The sequence below is a fragment of the Plantactinospora mayteni genome (assembly GCF_016862935.1).
GTDB classification, from domain to species: domain Bacteria; phylum Actinomycetota; class Actinomycetes; order Mycobacteriales; family Micromonosporaceae; genus Plantactinospora; species Plantactinospora mayteni.
Genome location: NZ_BONX01000032.1, coordinates 134,073 through 150,057 on the forward strand (window position 1 = coordinate 134,073; position 15,985 = coordinate 150,057).

A 15,985-nucleotide genomic window follows, 5' to 3' on the forward strand; every position below is an offset into this window, starting at 1 on the left:
ATGGCGGAGGCCGGTGGTCAGGCTAGGCTAGGCCCGATTCGTCGTCGGCGCCGTGGAGATCCCCGTGAAGCTCTCGATCCTTATGCCGGTCTACAACGAGGAAGAACGCATCGCGGACGCCCTCAAGCAGGCACTTGCGGTTGACTACCCGTGCGAGATCGAACTCGTCGTCGTCAACGACGGCAGCCGTGATGCTACCGGAGAGATCCTCGGACGGGCCGACGATACGCGCCTTCGGGTGATCACCCATCCGCGCAACGCCGGCAAGGGCGCGGCGATCAAGACCGCCGTCGCCAGTGCCGAGGGCGAATACATGGTCATCCTCGACGCCGACCTGGAGTACGACCCGCAGGACATCCCCAAGCTGCTGGCGCCGGTGTTGGACGGCCGGGCGACAGTGGTTTACGGAAATCGGACGTTCGGTAGCCACAGCGCCTACAGCTTCTGGTATGTGATGGGCAACAAGGCCGTCACCACCGCCGCGAACGTGCTGTTCAACTCCTATATCGGCGACCTGGAGACCTGCTTCAAGCTGATGCCGGTCGCGCTCTACCGCTCGCTCGACGTCCGCTCCCGGGGCTTCGGCATGGAGGCGGAGGTGACCGGCAAGCTGCTGCGCCGGCGCATCCGCCCGTACGAGGTGCCGATCAGTTACCGGGCGCGGGGCAGGGAAGAGGGCAAGAAGATCACCTGGAAGGACGGCGTCGAGGCGCTGCTCATCCTCGGTCGGGAACGCACCCGGCGCCGGATCGTGTCGAACGGGCGCTGACCAGATCCGTCCGCGCCCGTCGTACCCTTTCCGGAACGCTAGACCGGCGGCAGATAGACGAACCAGGATCCCCGCTGTCCGGGAATGTCGGCCGTCACCAGTCGCCACCTGTCCATGAAGGTGCCGGCGGGCGGGGCGTCCCGCAGCGCGATCACGACCGTCTCCCCCCGGCCCCGCGCGGCGGCGACCGGCGCCGGTTCCTCGGCACCAGGACGGTTGATCCTGCCGATGTGGTCGCAGCCGACCTGGTACGCCACGTTGAACGAGCCGTCCCCGGCCATCGCGCACGGCCCCGACACGTCGGCCTGCCCCAGCAACCGGATGAGCGCCGAGAAGGCGGCATCCGCCGTCGCCACGGAGGTGCGGTATGGCCGGGTTGCGACCATCTGGACGCCGACGAGCGCGAGCACGAGCACCGCGGCCAGGCCGGGGGCGAGGACGCGCAGCGAGGGTCTGCGCACCATGCCGACCTGGATCACGCCCGCCGCGACAGGCACCGCGAGCAGCCCGATCGCCGGCAACAGGAACCGGAGTTGGCCGTACCTCATCATGAAGAGATAGGGGAAGGCGACGCTCAACCCGACGACCAGGGGCATCAGCACGACCGGAATCCCGCCCGCGTTGCTGCGGCGAGCGGCTATCGCGCCGAGTACGCCCGCCACGATCGCGCAGACCAGGGCAATCCACCAGATCACCGCGAGGGTACCGCCCGGCGCCAGTTGCACGGTCGCCAGCGTCTGCGCGCCGCCACGGAACTCCACCGGCACGTTCAGGCTGAGCGGCCGGGGGTTGCCGGTGTTCCACAGCCGTACGTACAGGCGAACCATGCCGAGATCGGGATAGAGGTGGGTGCCGCCGAGCGAGGCGGACGAGAGGTCCAGCCGGTTGAACGGCCCGCCGAAGCGGAAGATCGACTCGATGATCCATGGTGCCCAACCCACCACCTGACCCAGCACGAGTGCCCCGAAGACCGCCCGTCGCCGCCAGGCGACCAGCCCGAGCCAGGCCAGGAAGAGCGGCATGACGAGCCACAGGCTGTCGCTCGGTCGTACCAGGGCCGCGATGGCGACCGCGGCGGCCAGCCCGATCAGCGAGCGGCGGTAGTTGTCGGCGCCGCGCCGGCAGGCCATGAAGTATCCGGTCGCGGCGATCGCCGCGAGCGCGGAGTAGAAGTTCGGCAGGGCCAACGAACCGTTGTAGGCGGCCACCGAGGTGCCGCCGAACAGCGCGGCGGCGATCGGCGCCAGTGGCTGGCGGGACACCGCCAACCACGGCCGGAAGGCCAGGAAGAGGCCGACGCTTGACAGGATCACGAGGTACAGCCGCGCACCGGTCAACGGGGCATCGATCAACGCGACCGGGCCGGCGAGTATCGCCATCCCCCACGCCCGCCAGGCGGCCCACCCGTAGTTGGGTACCTCCGGGTTCAGTTGGCTGAAATAGATCGCCTCGTCCGTCGTGTACGGATATCGCAGACCCACGGCCACCAGCACGTAGACGGCGAAGCACACCGCGACGCCGACGAGCAGCCAGTGGTTACGCCGATCGGGTGTCCACGAGGCGATGCCCGACATCCACCGGGACCGTACCGCCGGCTGTTGTCCCTCGACCGCCGATGAGGTGCTCATCAGCGGGGGGAGGCGAGGCGGTGCCCGCGAAGCCGGACTGCCAGGCGGTGATGACCGTGAACCGTGAGCCTGCCGCTCTCCACTACCGTGCTCGCCCCCCGTCGCCCGTCCCGGTCGCCCCCGGAAATCCTCGGCGCAGCCACGGAAAGGTTCACGTCAGCCTCGTTCCCCTCGGCTCCGACTCCGGCAAGTGATGACACCTTGCACGGGCGCAGACTAGAGCAGGGCGTCACCCGCCACGAAGGCGGCCCCCACCACTCCGGCCCACCACGCCGGCCACTCTGCGGTCGCCGGTGCCGGGGCCGACCACGGCGGTGGCCGGCCCCGGCAGCGGGTCGGCGGGTTCAGCCGAGGAAAGCGCTGATCGAGCGGCGGAGTCCCGCTGGGTCCAGGCCGTGCCACCGGGCGTGGTCGGCCGGTTCGCCGTAGCGCCGCAGGTCGGTGCGGCCCACCCCGAGCGAGAGCGACCGGTGCGGTACCCCGCCGAGTGCCGTACCGAGCAGCGCGCTGGACGTACCGGCCAGGTACGGCTCGACCAGCACCACCGCCGGAGCGGTGCCGGCCGAGGTGGCCGGCCCGACCAGTTCCCGCAGTCCGGCGACGTCGAACGGGCGCGGGGTGTGGGTGTACGCCACCGTCACGTCCAGCCCGGCGACCGCCTCCAGCACCGGCCGCAGCATCGGGCCGACCGCCACCACCAGGGCCGCGCCGACCGAGCCCCGACGGAGTACTGCCAGCCGCCCGGCCCCGGGCAGTGGTACCTCGTTGACCTCGGTGGAGAGCCGCAGGTAGACCCGGTCGTCGTGCCGGGCGGCGGCCCGGAGCAGTCCGGGTACCTCGGCCGGATGCCCGGGTACGTGCACCGTCCAGTCGGTGAGGGTGTCCAGCAGGGCCACGTCGCCCGGGGACATGTGCGTGCGGCCCATGCTCGCCCCGTCGTACGACGCGCCGACGCTGACCACCACGGCACCCACCCCCTGGTGGTCGAGGTCGAGCTTGAGCTGCTCGTACGCCCGGTCGACGGCGAACGTGGCGTACGAGTGCACGATCGGGCGCAGCCCGGTCAGGGCGAGCCCGCCGGCCACCCCGACCATCAACTGCTCCCGGATGCCGACGTTGAGTACCCGATCCGGATGCTGCCGGGCGGCGGGCGCGAAACTCGACGCCGAGATGTCGGCGAGCACGACCGCCGTACGCGGATCGTCGTCCAGCAGCGCGGTCGCGGTGTCGATGAAACTGTCGCGCATGGTCGGTCACTCCTTGGGGTCGACGACCGCGACGACCACGTGCGGCCGGTCCGGTCGGGAGGTGGTGAGGGCGGTCTCGATCGCGTCGTGGTCCCGGCCGTCGACGGTGGTGGCGGACCAGCCGTGCACGGTGAACCGGCTGGCGATCCCACCCGGCCAGCCGTGGCTGGCGGACTGGTTGTCGATCACGATCGCGGTGAGCGTGCCCAGCCCGGTCGCGCCGGCGTACGCCATCGCCTCGTGGTTCGACCCCTCGTCGAGTTCGGCGTCGCCGAGCAGGACGTACACCCGGGGTTGGTCCAGGCCCTGGGCGCGGAGCCCGAGCGCGGTGCCGACGCCCAGCCCGAGGCCGTGGCCGAGCGAGCCGGTGCCGATCTCGACCCCGGGGACCAGCATCCGGTCCGGGTGGTGGCCGAGCCGGCTCTCCGGGCCGGCCAGGTCGTCGAGCCAGTACTCCGGGATGAAGCCCTTGGCGGCGAGCACCGCGTAGTAGGCGGCCGGGCCGTGCCCCTTGGAGAGCAGGAAGCGGTCCCGCTCGGGGTCGTCGGCGGACCTCGGCGAGACCCGGAGGATCCGGTCGTAGAGGACCCAGAGCACGTCGAGGGTCGAGTGCGCGCTGGGCGCGTGTTTCTCGTCGCCGGTCAGCCGGCGTAGCAGCGGCCCGAGTTCGGCCGGAAGTCCGGAGCGCCGGACCGGCGGTGCGGACGGGCGGGTACGCCCCGGTGCGGTGGTTGTCGTCGTCATGCCTCTACCCTGCAAGTTGAAGCACGCTTCAACTCAAGACCTTTTCAGGGACGGCAATCGATCCGGTCCGACAGTTCCCGGGGAGGGGGTCGAGGTGCGACAGGAGTCCCTGACCATCGGGGAGTTGGCCGCCCGCTCCGGCGTGGCGACGTCGGCGTTGCGCTACTACGAGCGGCTGGGGTTGATCCGGGCCGGGCGTACCGGGGGCAACCAGCGGCGCTTCGACCGGGCCGAGCTGCGCCGGGTGTCGTTCATCCGGATCTCCCAGCAGCTCGGGGTGTCGCTGGAGGACATCCGGGTGGCACTCGCCGAGCTGCCGGACGGGCGTACCCCGACCAAGGCCGACTGGGCGCGGCTCTCCGCGAGGTGGCGTCGCCGGCTGGACGAGAAGATCGACCTGATGACCCGGCTCCGTGACGACCTGACCAACTGCATCGGTTGCGGCTGCCTGTCGCTGCGCAGATGCAACCTCTACAACCCGGACGACGAGCTGGCCGCCGAGGGCCCCGGCCCGCGCCGGATGCTGCCCGCCCCGACCCGTGAACGCGACTCAGCCGACCGTGAGTAGCACCTTGCCGAAGTGGTCGCTGGAGTCCACGATCCGGTGCGCCTCGGCCGCCTCCGACATCGGTAGCCGACGGTAGATCACGGGGCGGATCGTGCCCGACTCGATCAGCGGCCAAACCTCCTCGCGTACGCCCCGGACGATCGCGGCCTTCTCGGCGGTAGGTCGGGAACGCAGCGCGGTCGCGGCCACCGAGCCCCGCTTGGCCAGCAGCGCGGCCAGGTCCAGCTCGCCCTTGCGGCCACCCTGGAGGCCGATCACCACGATTCGACCGCCGGTGGCCAGCGCCTTCACGTTGCGCCCCAGGTAGGACGCGCCCATGATGTCCAGGATCACGTCGGCGCCCCGGCCGTCGGTGAGTCGCTTCGTCGCCTCGACGAAGTCCTCCTCGGCGTAGTCGACGACTCCGCTGGCGCCCAGCTCGCGGAGCCGGTCGTGCTTGTTGGCCCGGGCGGTGGTCAGCACGGTGGCACCGAGGGCCGCGCCGAGCTGGATCGCGAAGGTGCCGATGCCGCTGCCGCCGCCGTGCACGAGCAGCGTCTCCCCGATCCCGAGCCGGGCCAGTTGGACCACGTTGGACCAGACCGTGCAGGCGACCTCGGGCAGGGCCGCCGCGTCGACCAGGTCGACCCCTTCTGGTACCGGCAGAAGCTGCCCGGCCGGTACCGCCACGCGTTCGGCGTAGCCGCCGCCGCTGAGCAGTGCGCAGGCCGCGTCGCCGACGCGCCAGCCGGTCACCTCGGCACCGACCGCGCTGATCACACCGGCGCACTCCAGGCCCGGGTATGGAGGAGCCCCCGGCGGAGCCGGATAGTGTCCCTGGCGTTGCAGCAGGTCGGCCCGGTTGACCGCACTCGCCCGGATGTCGAGCGTCACCTCGTCCGGCCCGGGGGTCGGCTCGGGCACGTCGGCCCAGACCAACGCGTCGGGTCCACCCGGCTCGGGAATCGTGATCGCCTTCATTGGTCCAGTCTTACCCGATCTCGCTTCCGTCCCAAGCCTCGGCCCGGGTCGGTCCGGTTACGTCCGTCGATCCGATCTGTGGCTCCCACGCCGGCTGGGTCCGCGTCGATCCGATCCGTGGTTTTTATGCCGGCTGGGTCTGTCGATCCGATCTGTGGTCCCCGTCCCCCGGTGACGCCCGCCGATCCGATGCCGGTCGGCGCTGGTCGGCAGCCGAATGGTCGAGGGCGAAGGTGTCCACGGCTGGGCACGTCTGTCGATTGGGTCCGTGGCCCCTGCGGGTACGGCTGTCGATCCGATCGGCGGTCCCCGCCCGGGTTCGCCCGGCCGACCGCCGGTCATGGCACACTAGGCACGGCCGTGGACCGCCGTTCCCACCAACGACCCACGGCCCGGGAGGGCTCGCCTAGTGGCCGATGGCGCTGGTCTTGAAAACCGGTAAGGGGAGCGATCCTCTTCGTGGGTTCGAATCCCACGCCCTCCGCAACTGAGGTGTGCGTGTCCGGTGTGCCGGGCGGGTAGGCCGTCGCCAACACCGGCGCATCGCCTTTCGGACGTCGAACGGATGTCGAGTGCGATGGCGCGGTGGTCGTGCACCAGGCGATCCCGGCGGACTTCCGTCGGCAGCGCAATGGACGGCGGTCGTCAGGATTTGGGTTGATCCTTCTCCCAGGGGTATGCCATCTCCCGGAGGCGCGTCGCATGATCCTGGTGCCAGCGCTGGTACCACTCGTCTCCGCGAGCCCCTGCCTCGTCGGCCCGGCGCTGTACCTCCGCGATGTAGCCCTCGTGTTCGGCCACCAACAGGTCGCGGAGCGCCTGGATGTGCGGATCGATGCTCATCTCAACTCCCTAGCCGCTCGTCGAGTCTACCGAGTTGGTATCGGCTGTCTTCGACCCTTGTTCGGTAGAGAGCCTGGTGTTGCTCGTACTGTGCGATCAGCGCGCGATGCCGCTCGATCTGCTCGAAAAGGTACATGCGTTCGAACTCGTCGTCTTCACGATCTCTGGACAACTGGCCCCCGCTTCAACGCCATCTCCCGGTGTGCACAGTGTCCTCGGTACGCGAATGCTGTGCCCTTGATGACAACCCGACTGTGGACAACCACGGCGCCTGTGGATAACGCCCTGATCATGTGTCGGATGTGATACAGCGGCTGTCGGTACGCGGAGTCTGGTCCGGTACCTGGGACATGGCCCACACTCTGTTGACGGCCAAGCGGTGCGCTCCCCTACGCTCTACGCGTAGTAATCGCACGGTGATTCTCCGTGCACATCTTCTGCGGAAATCGGCGGTACGGGGCCGCTGGCGACGGTCACGCCCGAGTGGGCGTACGGAGTGAAGCGAGGGCGCCATGGAGCTGCGGCTCACCCCGGTGCAGGTGCGGAACCGACTGATCCTGGTGGCCCGGCGGATCGTCGCCGACCACGCTCCGGACGCCGAGGGGATCTGCCGCAGTTGCGGAGTCCTGCACTGCGAGGCGCTGGCCGCGGCACGTGGCTATCTGGCCCGGGTCGAGGAGCCACGCCGCCCGCTGGTGGTCGAGATCCACCGTCGTGCGGCCGTACCGCCGCCCGGCGTCACCGCCGCCGAGCTGCGGATCGCCGCCGGCACGGTGCCGCCGGACGCCGACTCCGAGCCGGCGTGCGGGGCGGCGGGCGGCCGGCGTACGGAGCAGGTCGGCGAGGTGCACGCGGGTGGTTACCCGTCGAACGGGTAGAAAGGGCACGGCGCCGATTCTCCGGCCCGAGCGACCCGTTGTGCGGAAAGGACTTCGCGATGAATCTCGACCGAGCCGTTCCACCCGACCCGTACGAGGTGCTGCCGGTCGTTCCGGCATTCACGCTGACCAGTAACGACGTCCAGAACGGCGAGCCGATGGCCGCCGAGTTCGCCCACCCGGCCGTCGGCGGCGCCGACCTCTCGCCGCACCTCGCCTGGACCGGCTTCCCGGCCGAGACCAGGAGCTTCACGGTCACCTGCTACGACCCCGACGCGCCCACCACCAGCGGGTTCTGGCACTGGGTGCTGGTCAACGTACCCGTCGACGTGACCGAGTTGCCCCAGGGAGCCGGGCAGACGCCGTCGGCCGGTGCCCCGGGCGCGTTCAGCGTGCGCAACGACTACGGCGAGCAGACGTACGGCGGTGCGGCGCCGCCGGCCGGGGACCGCGCGCACCGGTACGTCTTCGCCGTGCACGCCCTCGACGTGGAGAAGCTCGACCTCACGCCGGAGGCGAGCCCGGCGTACGTCGGGTTCAACCTGACCTTCCACACCCTGGCCCGCGCGGTGATCCGGCCGACGTACCAGGTCAAGGGCTGAGGCTGGCGGCGGGGCCGGCATCCGGCGGGAGATGGCGCCGATGCCGGCCCGTGGCCCGCGGTGGCTTCAGCTGGGCACTCGGGCGACCGCGAAGACGGACTGGCCGAACGGCGGCCGGACCACCCGTTCGGCGGCCTTGGTCACCGGCAGTACGAGGGTGTCGTACACCTTGACCATCGGCCCTTCCTTGGGCATCAGCCGGAAGACGCTGGTCGCCATGTAGTAGCCGAGCAGGCCCAGCGCGTTGGCGTAGTGCAGCGTCTCGATCTCCAGGCCGGCCTCGTCGAGCGCGGCCCGCATGGTCTTCTTGGTGTAGCGCCGGACGTGCCCGGTGGCGATGTCGGCCGGGCTCATCGCGAACTCGAAGGCCGGCACGATCAGCACGATCGCTCCGCCGGGCCGGACCAGGTTGCGCATGCTCCGCAGCGCCCCGACGTGGTCCTCGATGTGTTCGAGCACGTTGTAGGAGACGGCGGCGCTGTAGTCGCCCTGCTCGGTGTTGGGCAGCAGCATCTGCCGCACCTCGATGGTCGGTTCGCTGGCGAGGCGTTCCTTCAGTGCCACCAGCCGGTCCGGGTCAGCCTCGGTCGCGGTGAACCGCTCCAGGAAAGGCGCCCACTCGATGGCGTAGTCGCCGAGGCCACTGCCGATCTCGATCGGGTTGTCGCCGAGGTAGGGCAGGGCCAGTTCGACGAACCAGCGTCGATGGTTGACGGCGGTGGCGAGGCCCTCGAGCACCTCTTCCTGAATACGCTGATCTCCAGTTATTGCTCCCATGCGTAGATCCCTCACGCTCTGACTCGACTGCACCGGACCGACAGAGTGAACCATCTACGACGACCGTAGGAAAATTGGGGCACTCGTGCGAGCCGAACTCATTACTTCAGGCATCGGTCCTGACCAGTTCGGGGACGTTTCGTTGCAGACCACCCGAACATAGCCCGCAGAGGTTCGATCGACGTGTCACGGCGATAACGGTCCAGCGTCGATCTCCTGGCCCCTCCGGCACGCTCCGTTGGTGGACGGTCACGTGCCGGGGGCGGCCTGGGCTGTGGAGCAGGGTGATCAGGGGGTACGGATGCAGCAGCCGGCGCAGACCTTGGGCTGTGGCAGGGTGAAGGCCAGGCAGCAGGTCTTGCGCTGCACGGTCAGCTCGCCGGTCGGGCCGGGCACCAGGTCGACCAGGTCCGCCACGCCCAGGGTGTCGAGCAACACCCCGATCGTCTCGGCGGAGCCGCCGGGCAGCGCGTCGGCGGCCCGCAGCACGCCGTGCGCCACACCCGAGGCGACCGAGCCGAGCAGCGTACGGGCGCCGACCCGGACCTGCTGGTGCAGCGAGTCGAGCAGCGGGGTCAGGTGCGCGTCGAGCAGGGACGCGCGCAGCGCGGCGAGCAGCTCGGCCTCGCCCAGCACGACCCGTACCTCGGGCAGGCCGGAGAGGGCCAGCGGGTCCGAGGGAAGCACCGCGATCTCGGTACGGCGGTGCATGCCGAGCGTGAGCAGTGGCCGATGGTCCTCGAACCGGACCAGTACGTCGGCCGGGCGCAGCAGCGGGACCCGGCGCGCGGAGGCCCAGCCGAGCACCACGGGCAGCAGGAGCCAGTAGGTGTAGGACTTCCAGGCCAGCGCGGCGGCGGCGTGCGAGGTGGCGCCCCAGCGCTGCCGGGTGACGGCGAGCAGTTCCGGTAGCCGGGTGCCGTCCACGAGTTCGGTGGCCGGGATCCAGCCGGTCTCGTCGGAGACCCGTAGGCCGGTCGCCAGGCCGGGCAACTCGTCGGTGCCGAAGGCGGCCCGCAGGGTCGCGCTGACCGGAGCCAACGGTGCTGCGGCGCGGTCGCCGATCAGGATGGTCACGCCGGGTCACCGTTTCGCCGCGTTCCGGTGGATGGGCAGGCGCCCGGCATGACGGCCGTAACCGGACTGGTCTGCCTCGATGCCACCTGGATCAACCCCCAACGTCTGACAACCGAACGTCACCCTAGCCTACTAAGGCAAGGCTAACCAGAGTCGGGGTGTCCCGGGATCTCTTCCGGCGATGTTTCCCCGACGCGTCGCAGATATGACTCGGGATGTGGGGCTGGGCGGTGGAGGATCATGCACGGGGACCGAAATGTCAAGCCATTGTCGTTAACGCGCCAGTTCTGTCAGACTGGCCGGCTCGGCCGGGAGACTGAGATTCCCGGCCAGAGGAACCTGATGACCACGCCAATCGAGCGGGCTGCCGACTCGTTCGCGGCCGAGCTTTCCCGTCGGCGGGTCGAGCGGGGCATGACCAAGAAGCAACTCGCGGCCCGGATGGGGTTCGACCCCTCCTACGTCAGCCATGTCGAGGGTCGGCGGCACCGGCCGACCGAGGACTTCGCCCGGCGTGCGGAGGCCGTACTCGGCGCGGCCGGAGCGATCTGGCAGCGTTTCCAGGAGTACGACGAACTGCGGCAGGCCCGCTCCAGCGTCGTCGCACACCGCGATCCGCCCGTACCCGAGCAGTGGATGCCGCCCGGCACCGGCCTGATCGTGGAGCAGGAGACCGCCACGCTGGCCTACCACGAGGGCGCGTACCGCTGCGTGATCCGGCGGGCGCTCTACAACGCCGGAACGGAGCCGGTGACCCGCTATCTCGTGCGGATCGCCGTGGACCGCTATCCCAACGACCCGGCCCGGTCCAACCGGCACCACCGGGAGAACCCGCTGACCTTCGCCGAACTGGACCTCCAGGCGTTCTGCGACGACCAGGGCAGCCGCGAGCCGATGGAGTGGCGCAAGAAGCACGACCGGGACGCGTTCAAGGAGGTGTGGCTGCTCTTCGAGAACGGCGACGGCCGGTTCCCGCTGTATCCGGGCGAGCGGGTCACCACCGAATACTCCTACCGGGTCAACCAGGACAAGTGGGGGCAGTGGTTCCAGCGCGCCGTACGGCTGCCCACCCGCCGGCTCGCGCTCCGGCTCGACCTGCCGCTCGACCTCGACCCGCAGGTCTGGGGCGTGGAGACGTCGCTGTCGGCCGAGGAGGGACCGCTGCGTACGCCACTGGTCCGGCGCGACGAGGGCGGCCGGGCGCTCTTCGAGTGGTCGACCGACGACCCGCCGCTGAACGCCCGGTACCGCCTGGAGTGGCGCTACCGCGCCCAGCCGGCCACACCCGCCGTCGCGTCCCCGGAATCGGCGGAGGGCCGGGCCAGCGACCGGATGCGGGCAGCCGGCATCGTGCAGCTCGGCGCGGACCTGTTGCGCCAGCCGGCCCGGCACTTCGACCTGCCCCGGGACGACGCCAATGCCCGGGACGTGGTGGCCCGGCTCCGGGCCGCCCTGGAGCGACTCGACGAGCTGCACCCGTTCAGCAAGGGGGTCGGGCTCGCCGCGCCGCAGATCGGGCTGCCCTGGGCCGCCGCCGTGGTACGCCCACCGGACCGGGACGCCGAGCCGGTCGTACTCCTCAACCCCCGGGTGGTCGACGCCGCGCTGGAGACCGACGAGCAGTACGAGGGCTGCCTCTCCCTCTTCGACCTCCGTGGCCTGGTCGCCCGGCCGCTGCGGCTCGACGTCGAGCACGCCCGCTGGGACGGCGGGCGCATGATCACCTCGTTCGAGCTCGCCATGGCCCGACTGGTCGCGCACGAGATCGACCACCTGGAGGGCCGGCTCTACGTCGACCGGATGGACCCGGAGGTCCCGCTGGTGCCGATCGAGGAATACCGCGACACCGGCAACCCCTGGCGCTACTGACCGCCGGCAGCCAGCCACCCAGAGAGAGCAGCCGGCCTGCCGGTGAGAGCAGCCAGTCTCCTGGAGAGAGCAGCCGGCCTTCTTTCGAGGTCGGCCGGTCTCCGGGAGAGCCGCAGGCGGTCGCCCCCGATGACGGGGAGCCGGGTCTCCGTGCCCTACGGGTAGGACACGGAGACCCGGCTTTGGGGGGAGAGGGAGGGTGTCTAGAGATCGCCGAAGGCGTCGTACCGGATGTTCTCCGGGGGCACGTCGTCGGCGGCGAGGGTGCGTAGCGCGGAGCGGACCAGGGTGGCCGAGCCGGAGACGTAGCAGTCGTGGCTGGTCCACGGGCCGTACCGGGCGAAGACGTCGGTGATCTCGCCCCGTTCGCCGTCGAAGTCGGGATCCGCGCTGCACACGGGGATGATCGACAGCCAGGGGTGCTGGGCGGCGAGTTCGTGGAGTTCGGTCAGCCCGTACAGGTCGTCGCGGCCGGCGGCGCCGACGAAGACGTGCATCCAGCGGGTGCGGTTGTATCCGGCGAGTTCCTCGGCGAGCGCCTTGATCGGCGCGAGCCCGACGCCACCGGCCACGCAGAGCACGTCCCGGGTGGAGGCCCGGTCCAGCGTCATCGCCCCCATCGGGGCGGCCACCCGCAACAGGTCACCAATCTTGACCCGGCGGACCAGCGCGCTGGAGACCCATCCGGCACCGACCGCCCGGACGTGGAAGTCGAGCGTGTTGTCCGCGCGCGGGGCGTTGGCGATCGAGTACGTCCGCCAGAGGCGCGGCTGGTAGCGCGGCACCTCGACGCTGACGTACTGGCCGGCCCGGTACGGCAGCTCGTGCTGGAGCGGACGGCAGGTCAGTACGGCGACGTCGCTGCCCCGCCGTTCGTGCCCGATCACCTCCGCGTGCCAGAACGGCGGGTTCGGGTCGTCCGCCGCGCCAGCCTGCATGCGCTCGGCGATCACCCGGTACGCGTCCCGCCACGCCTGGTCGTACTCGATGGTCCACCGCTCGCCGGCGGCCTCCCGCAACGCGGACATCAGCGCGGTGCCCATGGTGTCGTAGTGCGCCGGCCTGACGTGGTATTTGCGGTGGTCGCGGCCGAGTGAGCGGAGGTAGTCGTCGAAGCTCTCGGGGTCGTCGATGGTCTGGACGGCGGTGACGATCGCCTCCAGCAGGCGGTCCCGCTGCCCGTCCATCTGCACCGGGAACAGTGTGCGCAGGGCGGGATCGGACAGGAACATCCGGGCGTAGAAGTATCCCGCGACCTTGTCCCGTCGATCTTCGACGAGGGTCCAGCTCTCCTTCAACAGCTGCGCGAGGTTGTCCATGACACCTTCTCGGTCGGGGCCACTGCGCGGATAAGAATGAATACCGTGAGTCAGTGTCGGTCGCACACAATGTGCGATCGACGGTCGATCGGCCGTTGTCGGAGAACCGACTCCCGTCGCGGGCGGAACGGCTGCGGACGGCCGGGAAGTGTGGTGCCGCCACGCCATGCGGGCAGCCGTGACGTGCTTCCCCGCGACGCGGGACCGCTGCGACGTCATGGTGAGGCGCGCCCGCCTCGCCTGGGTCGGCCGGGCGGTCGGGGCAGGGAGACCGGTGCGGACGCTCCCGGCGGGCGGCCCGATCGGGCACAGTTGTCGGGGTGACGGTTGATCTCGCCCGCCCGCTCTCCCGCCGCGTACTCGGCACCGAGGTGCTCCTGGTACTCGGGCTGTCCCTGGGACAGTCCGCGGTCTACTCGGCGGTGACGATCGTCGCCCGGCTCACCGCCGACCGGCCGCTGTCCCAGCAGACCGCCACGCTGAACGCATCTCAGTCGGCGCGGCCCTGGCTCGACCTCACGTACCAGCTCCTCGGGATCTTCTTCGCCCTCGTGCCGGTGCTGCTCGCCGTACACCTGTTGAACCGGGACCGGACCCTGGACCGCGACGGGTTGCTCGCCCGGGACGCGCTGCCCGACCAGGCTCGGGGCGGTGCCCGGGAGGTGCTCGGCCTGGACGGCCGGCGGCCCGGCCGCGACCTGGCCTGGGGCGCCGCGCTGGCCGCCGCGATCGGGCTACCCGGACTCGGCCTCTTCTGGATCGCCGCCCACCTCGGCGTCAACGCCAGCGTCGTCCCGGCGAGCCTGCCGGACCTGTGGTGGGCGGTGCCGGTACTCATCCTCTCGGCCGCGCAGAACGCGATCCTCGAAGAGGTCGTGGTGGTCGGCTACCTGATGACCCGGCTGCGGGAGATGGGGTGGCGGATCGGCGCCGTCATCGCCGCCAGCGCGTTGCTGCGCGGCTCGTACCACCTCTACCAGGGCTTCGGTGCGTTCGTCGGCAACGTGGTCATGGGAGTGGTGTTCGCGCTGTTCTTCCTGCGTACCAGGCGGGTGCTGCCATTGGTGGTGGCGCACACCCTGCTGGACGTGGTCGCCTTCGTCGGCTACGCGCTGCTGCCCCGGGAGTGGTTCGACTGGTTGTAGGCGGCCGGCTCGCCCCCGAGGGCCACCGCCGGACGTCCGGCCGGATCCGGCCAGCCCGCCCCGGTGCGGTAGTACTCGACAGTCCGGGCGGCGAGTCGTTCGGTGTTGGCGGAACTCAGCATCGCGGCGGCCAGCGTCATCGCGCCCGGCAGTCGCAGTCGCCGTACGGCCAGCCGCAGAGCCAGCCAGTTCGCGGTCCGGGCGACGATCGGCGCACCCAGCCGCCAGCCCGCCTCGGCCAACCGGCCCGGCTCCCTGTCGACCTTCGCGTCGACCTCCGCGTCGACCTTCGCGTCGACGTCCTCGGTCGAGGTGTCGTCCGTGGCTGGTCCGGGGTCCTCCGGGTGGTCGGCGATCGCCGCCTCGGCGGCGGCCAGCGCGGCCCGGGCACTGGCCACGTCCGGGTGGACCCGGGTCAGCACCAGCAGGTCGGCGGCCCGATCCGGCCGGGTCGGATCATGGTCGTGCGCGGCAGCCAGGTGCAGCACCAGGCCGGCCTGCGCCCAGGTGACGGCGGCCAACTCGGCGAGCGGGGCGAGCATCCCGGTCGCCGTCGACAGGGCCCCACCGGCGGCGGCGAGCCGGACGTACCGCCGGGTGGCCAGTCGGACCAGGCCGTCGGCGGTGGCTCCCGGGTACGCGGCCCGGACCCAGGCCGCCCAGGCTCGGGCCTCCGGGCCCAGTCCGCGTACCGCGGCCAGGGCGAGCAGCTCGGGTGTGTAGCCCGGGTGGTCGAGAATCCGCCGGACCGTCGACGGTTGCGCCTCAGGTTCAGGAGTACGCCCCGAAGCCGCCCGATCCGCCACAACGATCCCATGGGGTGCGCCGACCGGGTACGACGTACCGATGCCGGGGGATTCGCTCGGCGCGCCGGTCGCCGCGGATCCGACGGCGGGTACCCGAGCGCTGGGCTCGTCGGTCCCGTGGGGCGTCCCGGTCTCCTCGGTCGGGTCGGTGTCCCTGGCCGGGCCGCTCGGTCCTGCCGGGGCGGTCGGTCCTGCCGGCTCGCTCGCATCGGTGGCGTCGGCACCGGCAGGGGGCGTGATCTTGGTCATGGGGCTGTCGGTCGGGTCGGTGGCGCTGGGGTCGGTGGTGGGCGGCGGTGTCGCCGCTTCCAGGGCGGCAGCGGCCGGTACCGTCGCATTCTCGCCGGAGTCAGTCGTGGCGGGCTCGTCCGCCGTCGCCCCGGCGGTCGCCTTGGCCGTGGTCTTCTTCGCCGCGCTGGCCGCCTTCTTGGCGGTGGCCTTCGTCACCGCGGTGGCCTTCTTCGCGACCGCCTTGGTCGCGCTGGCGGTCTTCTTGGCGGCGGTGGCTCTCTTGGCGGTCGTCTTCTTTGCCGGGCTGGCCTTCGGGGCGGTAGCCCTGGATCCGCCGACCGCCTTTCCGGCGTCGGCGGTCGTCCCGGCGTCGGTGGTGTCGGCAGGATCGGATGCCGGGACACCCTTTCCGCCCGTGATCACCTCGCCGGATCCTCCAGCCGGAGCCGGAGCCGGAGCCGGAGCCGGAGCCGGAGCCGGAGCCGGAGCCGGAGCCGGAGCCGGAGCCGGAGCCGGAGCCGG

The 15,985-nt window shown here is 71.0% G+C and carries 15 protein-coding genes and 1 tRNA gene; 7 read left to right on the forward strand and 9 right to left on the reverse strand.

Annotation, left to right across the window (positions count from 1 at the left end; genetic code table 11):
* Nucleotides 1–64 precede the first annotated feature (64 nt).
* Nucleotides 65–769, forward strand: a complete 705-nt coding sequence (locus Pma05_RS23705; protein WP_203859661.1) for a glycosyltransferase family 2 protein — start codon at nucleotides 65–67, stop codon at nucleotides 767–769.
* A 38-nt stretch (nucleotides 770–807) separates the two neighbouring features.
* On the opposite strand, the gene Pma05_RS23710 is transcribed toward Pma05_RS23705, so the two are convergent.
* From Pma05_RS23710 to Pma05_RS23720, 3 genes are all read right to left on the reverse strand, one after another.
* Nucleotides 808–2,397: a hypothetical protein gene (locus tag Pma05_RS23710; protein WP_203859662.1), complete on the reverse strand. Its 1,590-nt coding sequence runs from the start codon at nucleotides 2,395–2,397 to the stop codon at nucleotides 808–810.
* Between the two features lie 344 nt (nucleotides 2,398–2,741).
* Nucleotides 2,742–3,644, reverse strand: a complete 903-nt coding sequence (locus tag Pma05_RS23715; RefSeq protein ID WP_203859663.1) for a transketolase family protein — start codon at nucleotides 3,642–3,644, stop codon at nucleotides 2,742–2,744.
* 6 nt (nucleotides 3,645–3,650) lie between these two features.
* On the reverse strand, nucleotides 3,651–4,388 hold the full coding sequence (locus Pma05_RS23720) for a thiamine pyrophosphate-binding protein (protein ID WP_203859664.1): 738 nt from the start codon (nucleotides 4,386–4,388) through the stop codon (nucleotides 3,651–3,653).
* A 94-nt stretch (nucleotides 4,389–4,482) separates the two neighbouring features.
* Between Pma05_RS23720 and soxR the strand changes: the two genes are divergently transcribed.
* Nucleotides 4,483–4,956: a redox-sensitive transcriptional activator SoxR gene (gene soxR, locus Pma05_RS23725; RefSeq protein ID WP_239312955.1), complete on the forward strand. Its 474-nt coding sequence runs from the start codon at nucleotides 4,483–4,485 to the stop codon at nucleotides 4,954–4,956.
* Here soxR and Pma05_RS23730 read toward each other — a convergent pair.
* The gene (locus tag Pma05_RS23730) at nucleotides 4,939–5,916 is read right to left on the reverse strand and encodes an NAD(P)H-quinone oxidoreductase (RefSeq protein WP_203859666.1); all 978 of its coding nucleotides are present in this window, start codon (nucleotides 5,914–5,916) and stop codon (nucleotides 4,939–4,941) included. The genes soxR and Pma05_RS23730 overlap by 18 nt on opposite strands.
* Before the next feature lie 395 nt (nucleotides 5,917–6,311).
* Here Pma05_RS23730 and Pma05_RS23735 point away from each other — a divergent pair.
* Nucleotides 6,312–6,400 (forward strand) — tRNA-Ser (locus Pma05_RS23735).
* A 161-nt stretch (nucleotides 6,401–6,561) separates the two neighbouring features.
* On the opposite strand, the gene Pma05_RS23740 is transcribed toward Pma05_RS23735, so the two are convergent.
* Complete coding sequence (locus Pma05_RS23740) at nucleotides 6,562–6,759, reverse strand: hypothetical protein (protein ID WP_203859667.1); 198 nt, start codon at nucleotides 6,757–6,759, stop codon at nucleotides 6,562–6,564.
* Nucleotides 6,760–7,271: 512 nt separating this feature from the next.
* Between Pma05_RS23740 and Pma05_RS23745 the strand changes: the two genes are divergently transcribed.
* Both Pma05_RS23745 and Pma05_RS23750 read left to right on the forward strand, forming a co-directional pair.
* Nucleotides 7,272–7,637 carry a hypothetical protein gene (locus tag Pma05_RS23745; RefSeq protein WP_203859668.1) on the forward strand — a complete coding sequence of 122 codons (366 nt, stop codon included), beginning with the start codon at nucleotides 7,272–7,274 and terminating at the stop codon, nucleotides 7,635–7,637.
* Between the two features lie 59 nt (nucleotides 7,638–7,696).
* On the forward strand, nucleotides 7,697–8,239 hold the full coding sequence (locus Pma05_RS23750; RefSeq protein ID WP_203859669.1) for a YbhB/YbcL family Raf kinase inhibitor-like protein: 543 nt from the start codon (nucleotides 7,697–7,699) through the stop codon (nucleotides 8,237–8,239).
* A 66-nt stretch (nucleotides 8,240–8,305) separates the two neighbouring features.
* Here Pma05_RS23750 and Pma05_RS23755 read toward each other — a convergent pair whose 3' ends face one another.
* Nucleotides 8,306–9,016, reverse strand: a complete 711-nt coding sequence (locus tag Pma05_RS23755) for a class I SAM-dependent methyltransferase (RefSeq protein WP_203859670.1) — start codon at nucleotides 9,014–9,016, stop codon at nucleotides 8,306–8,308.
* Between the two features lie 288 nt (nucleotides 9,017–9,304).
* A complete protein-coding gene (locus Pma05_RS23760; RefSeq protein WP_203859684.1) occupies nucleotides 9,305–10,084 on the reverse strand; it encodes an IucA/IucC family C-terminal-domain containing protein in 780 nt (259 codons plus the stop codon).
* A gap of 351 nt (nucleotides 10,085–10,435) precedes the next feature.
* Here Pma05_RS23760 and Pma05_RS23765 point away from each other — a divergent pair, with 351 nt between their 5' ends.
* Entirely contained in the window at nucleotides 10,436–11,962 is a 1,527-nt protein-coding gene (locus tag Pma05_RS23765; RefSeq protein WP_372441541.1) for a peptide deformylase, read from the forward strand.
* Between the two features lie 203 nt (nucleotides 11,963–12,165).
* Here Pma05_RS23765 and Pma05_RS23770 read toward each other — a convergent pair whose 3' ends face one another.
* Entirely contained in the window at nucleotides 12,166–13,281 is a 1,116-nt protein-coding gene (locus Pma05_RS23770) for a globin domain-containing protein (protein WP_203859671.1), read from the reverse strand.
* Nucleotides 13,282–13,601: 320 nt separating this feature from the next.
* Here Pma05_RS23770 and Pma05_RS23775 point away from each other — a divergent pair, with 320 nt between their 5' ends.
* Complete coding sequence (locus Pma05_RS23775) at nucleotides 13,602–14,426, forward strand: CPBP family intramembrane glutamic endopeptidase (protein WP_203859672.1); 825 nt, start codon at nucleotides 13,602–13,604, stop codon at nucleotides 14,424–14,426.
* On the opposite strand, the gene Pma05_RS23780 is transcribed toward Pma05_RS23775, so the two are convergent.
* Complete coding sequence (locus Pma05_RS23780) at nucleotides 14,387–15,886, reverse strand: hypothetical protein (RefSeq protein WP_203859673.1); 1,500 nt, start codon at nucleotides 15,884–15,886, stop codon at nucleotides 14,387–14,389. The two genes, Pma05_RS23775 and Pma05_RS23780, sit on opposite strands and share 40 nt — an antisense overlap.
* Nucleotides 15,887–15,985: the final 99 nt, after the last annotated feature.

Excerpts from the sequence above, each read along its gene's own strand:
- Pma05_RS23720 (WP_203859664.1), bottom strand. The coding sequence starts at position 4,388 with ATGACGACGACAACCACCGCACCGGGGCGTACCCGCCCGTCCGCACCG.
- Pma05_RS23730 (WP_203859666.1), bottom strand. The coding sequence starts at position 5,916 with ATGAAGGCGATCACGATTCCCGAGCCGGGTGGACCCGACGCGTTGGTC.
- Pma05_RS23745 (WP_203859668.1), top strand. The coding sequence starts at position 7,272 with ATGGAGCTGCGGCTCACCCCGGTGCAGGTGCGGAACCGACTGATCCTG.
- Pma05_RS23765 (WP_372441541.1), top strand. The coding sequence starts at position 10,436 with ATGACCACGCCAATCGAGCGGGCTGCCGACTCGTTCGCGGCCGAGCTT.
- Pma05_RS23750 (WP_203859669.1), top strand. The coding sequence starts at position 7,697 with ATGAATCTCGACCGAGCCGTTCCACCCGACCCGTACGAGGTGCTGCCG.
- Pma05_RS23715 (WP_203859663.1), bottom strand. The coding sequence starts at position 3,644 with ATGCGCGACAGTTTCATCGACACCGCGACCGCGCTGCTGGACGACGAT.
- Pma05_RS23770 (WP_203859671.1), bottom strand. The coding sequence starts at position 13,281 with ATGGACAACCTCGCGCAGCTGTTGAAGGAGAGCTGGACCCTCGTCGAA.
- Pma05_RS23740 (WP_203859667.1), bottom strand. The coding sequence starts at position 6,759 with ATGAGCATCGATCCGCACATCCAGGCGCTCCGCGACCTGTTGGTGGCC.
- Pma05_RS23755 (WP_203859670.1), bottom strand. The coding sequence starts at position 9,016 with ATGGGAGCAATAACTGGAGATCAGCGTATTCAGGAAGAGGTGCTCGAG.
- Pma05_RS23710 (WP_203859662.1), bottom strand. The coding sequence starts at position 2,397 with ATGAGCACCTCATCGGCGGTCGAGGGACAACAGCCGGCGGTACGGTCC.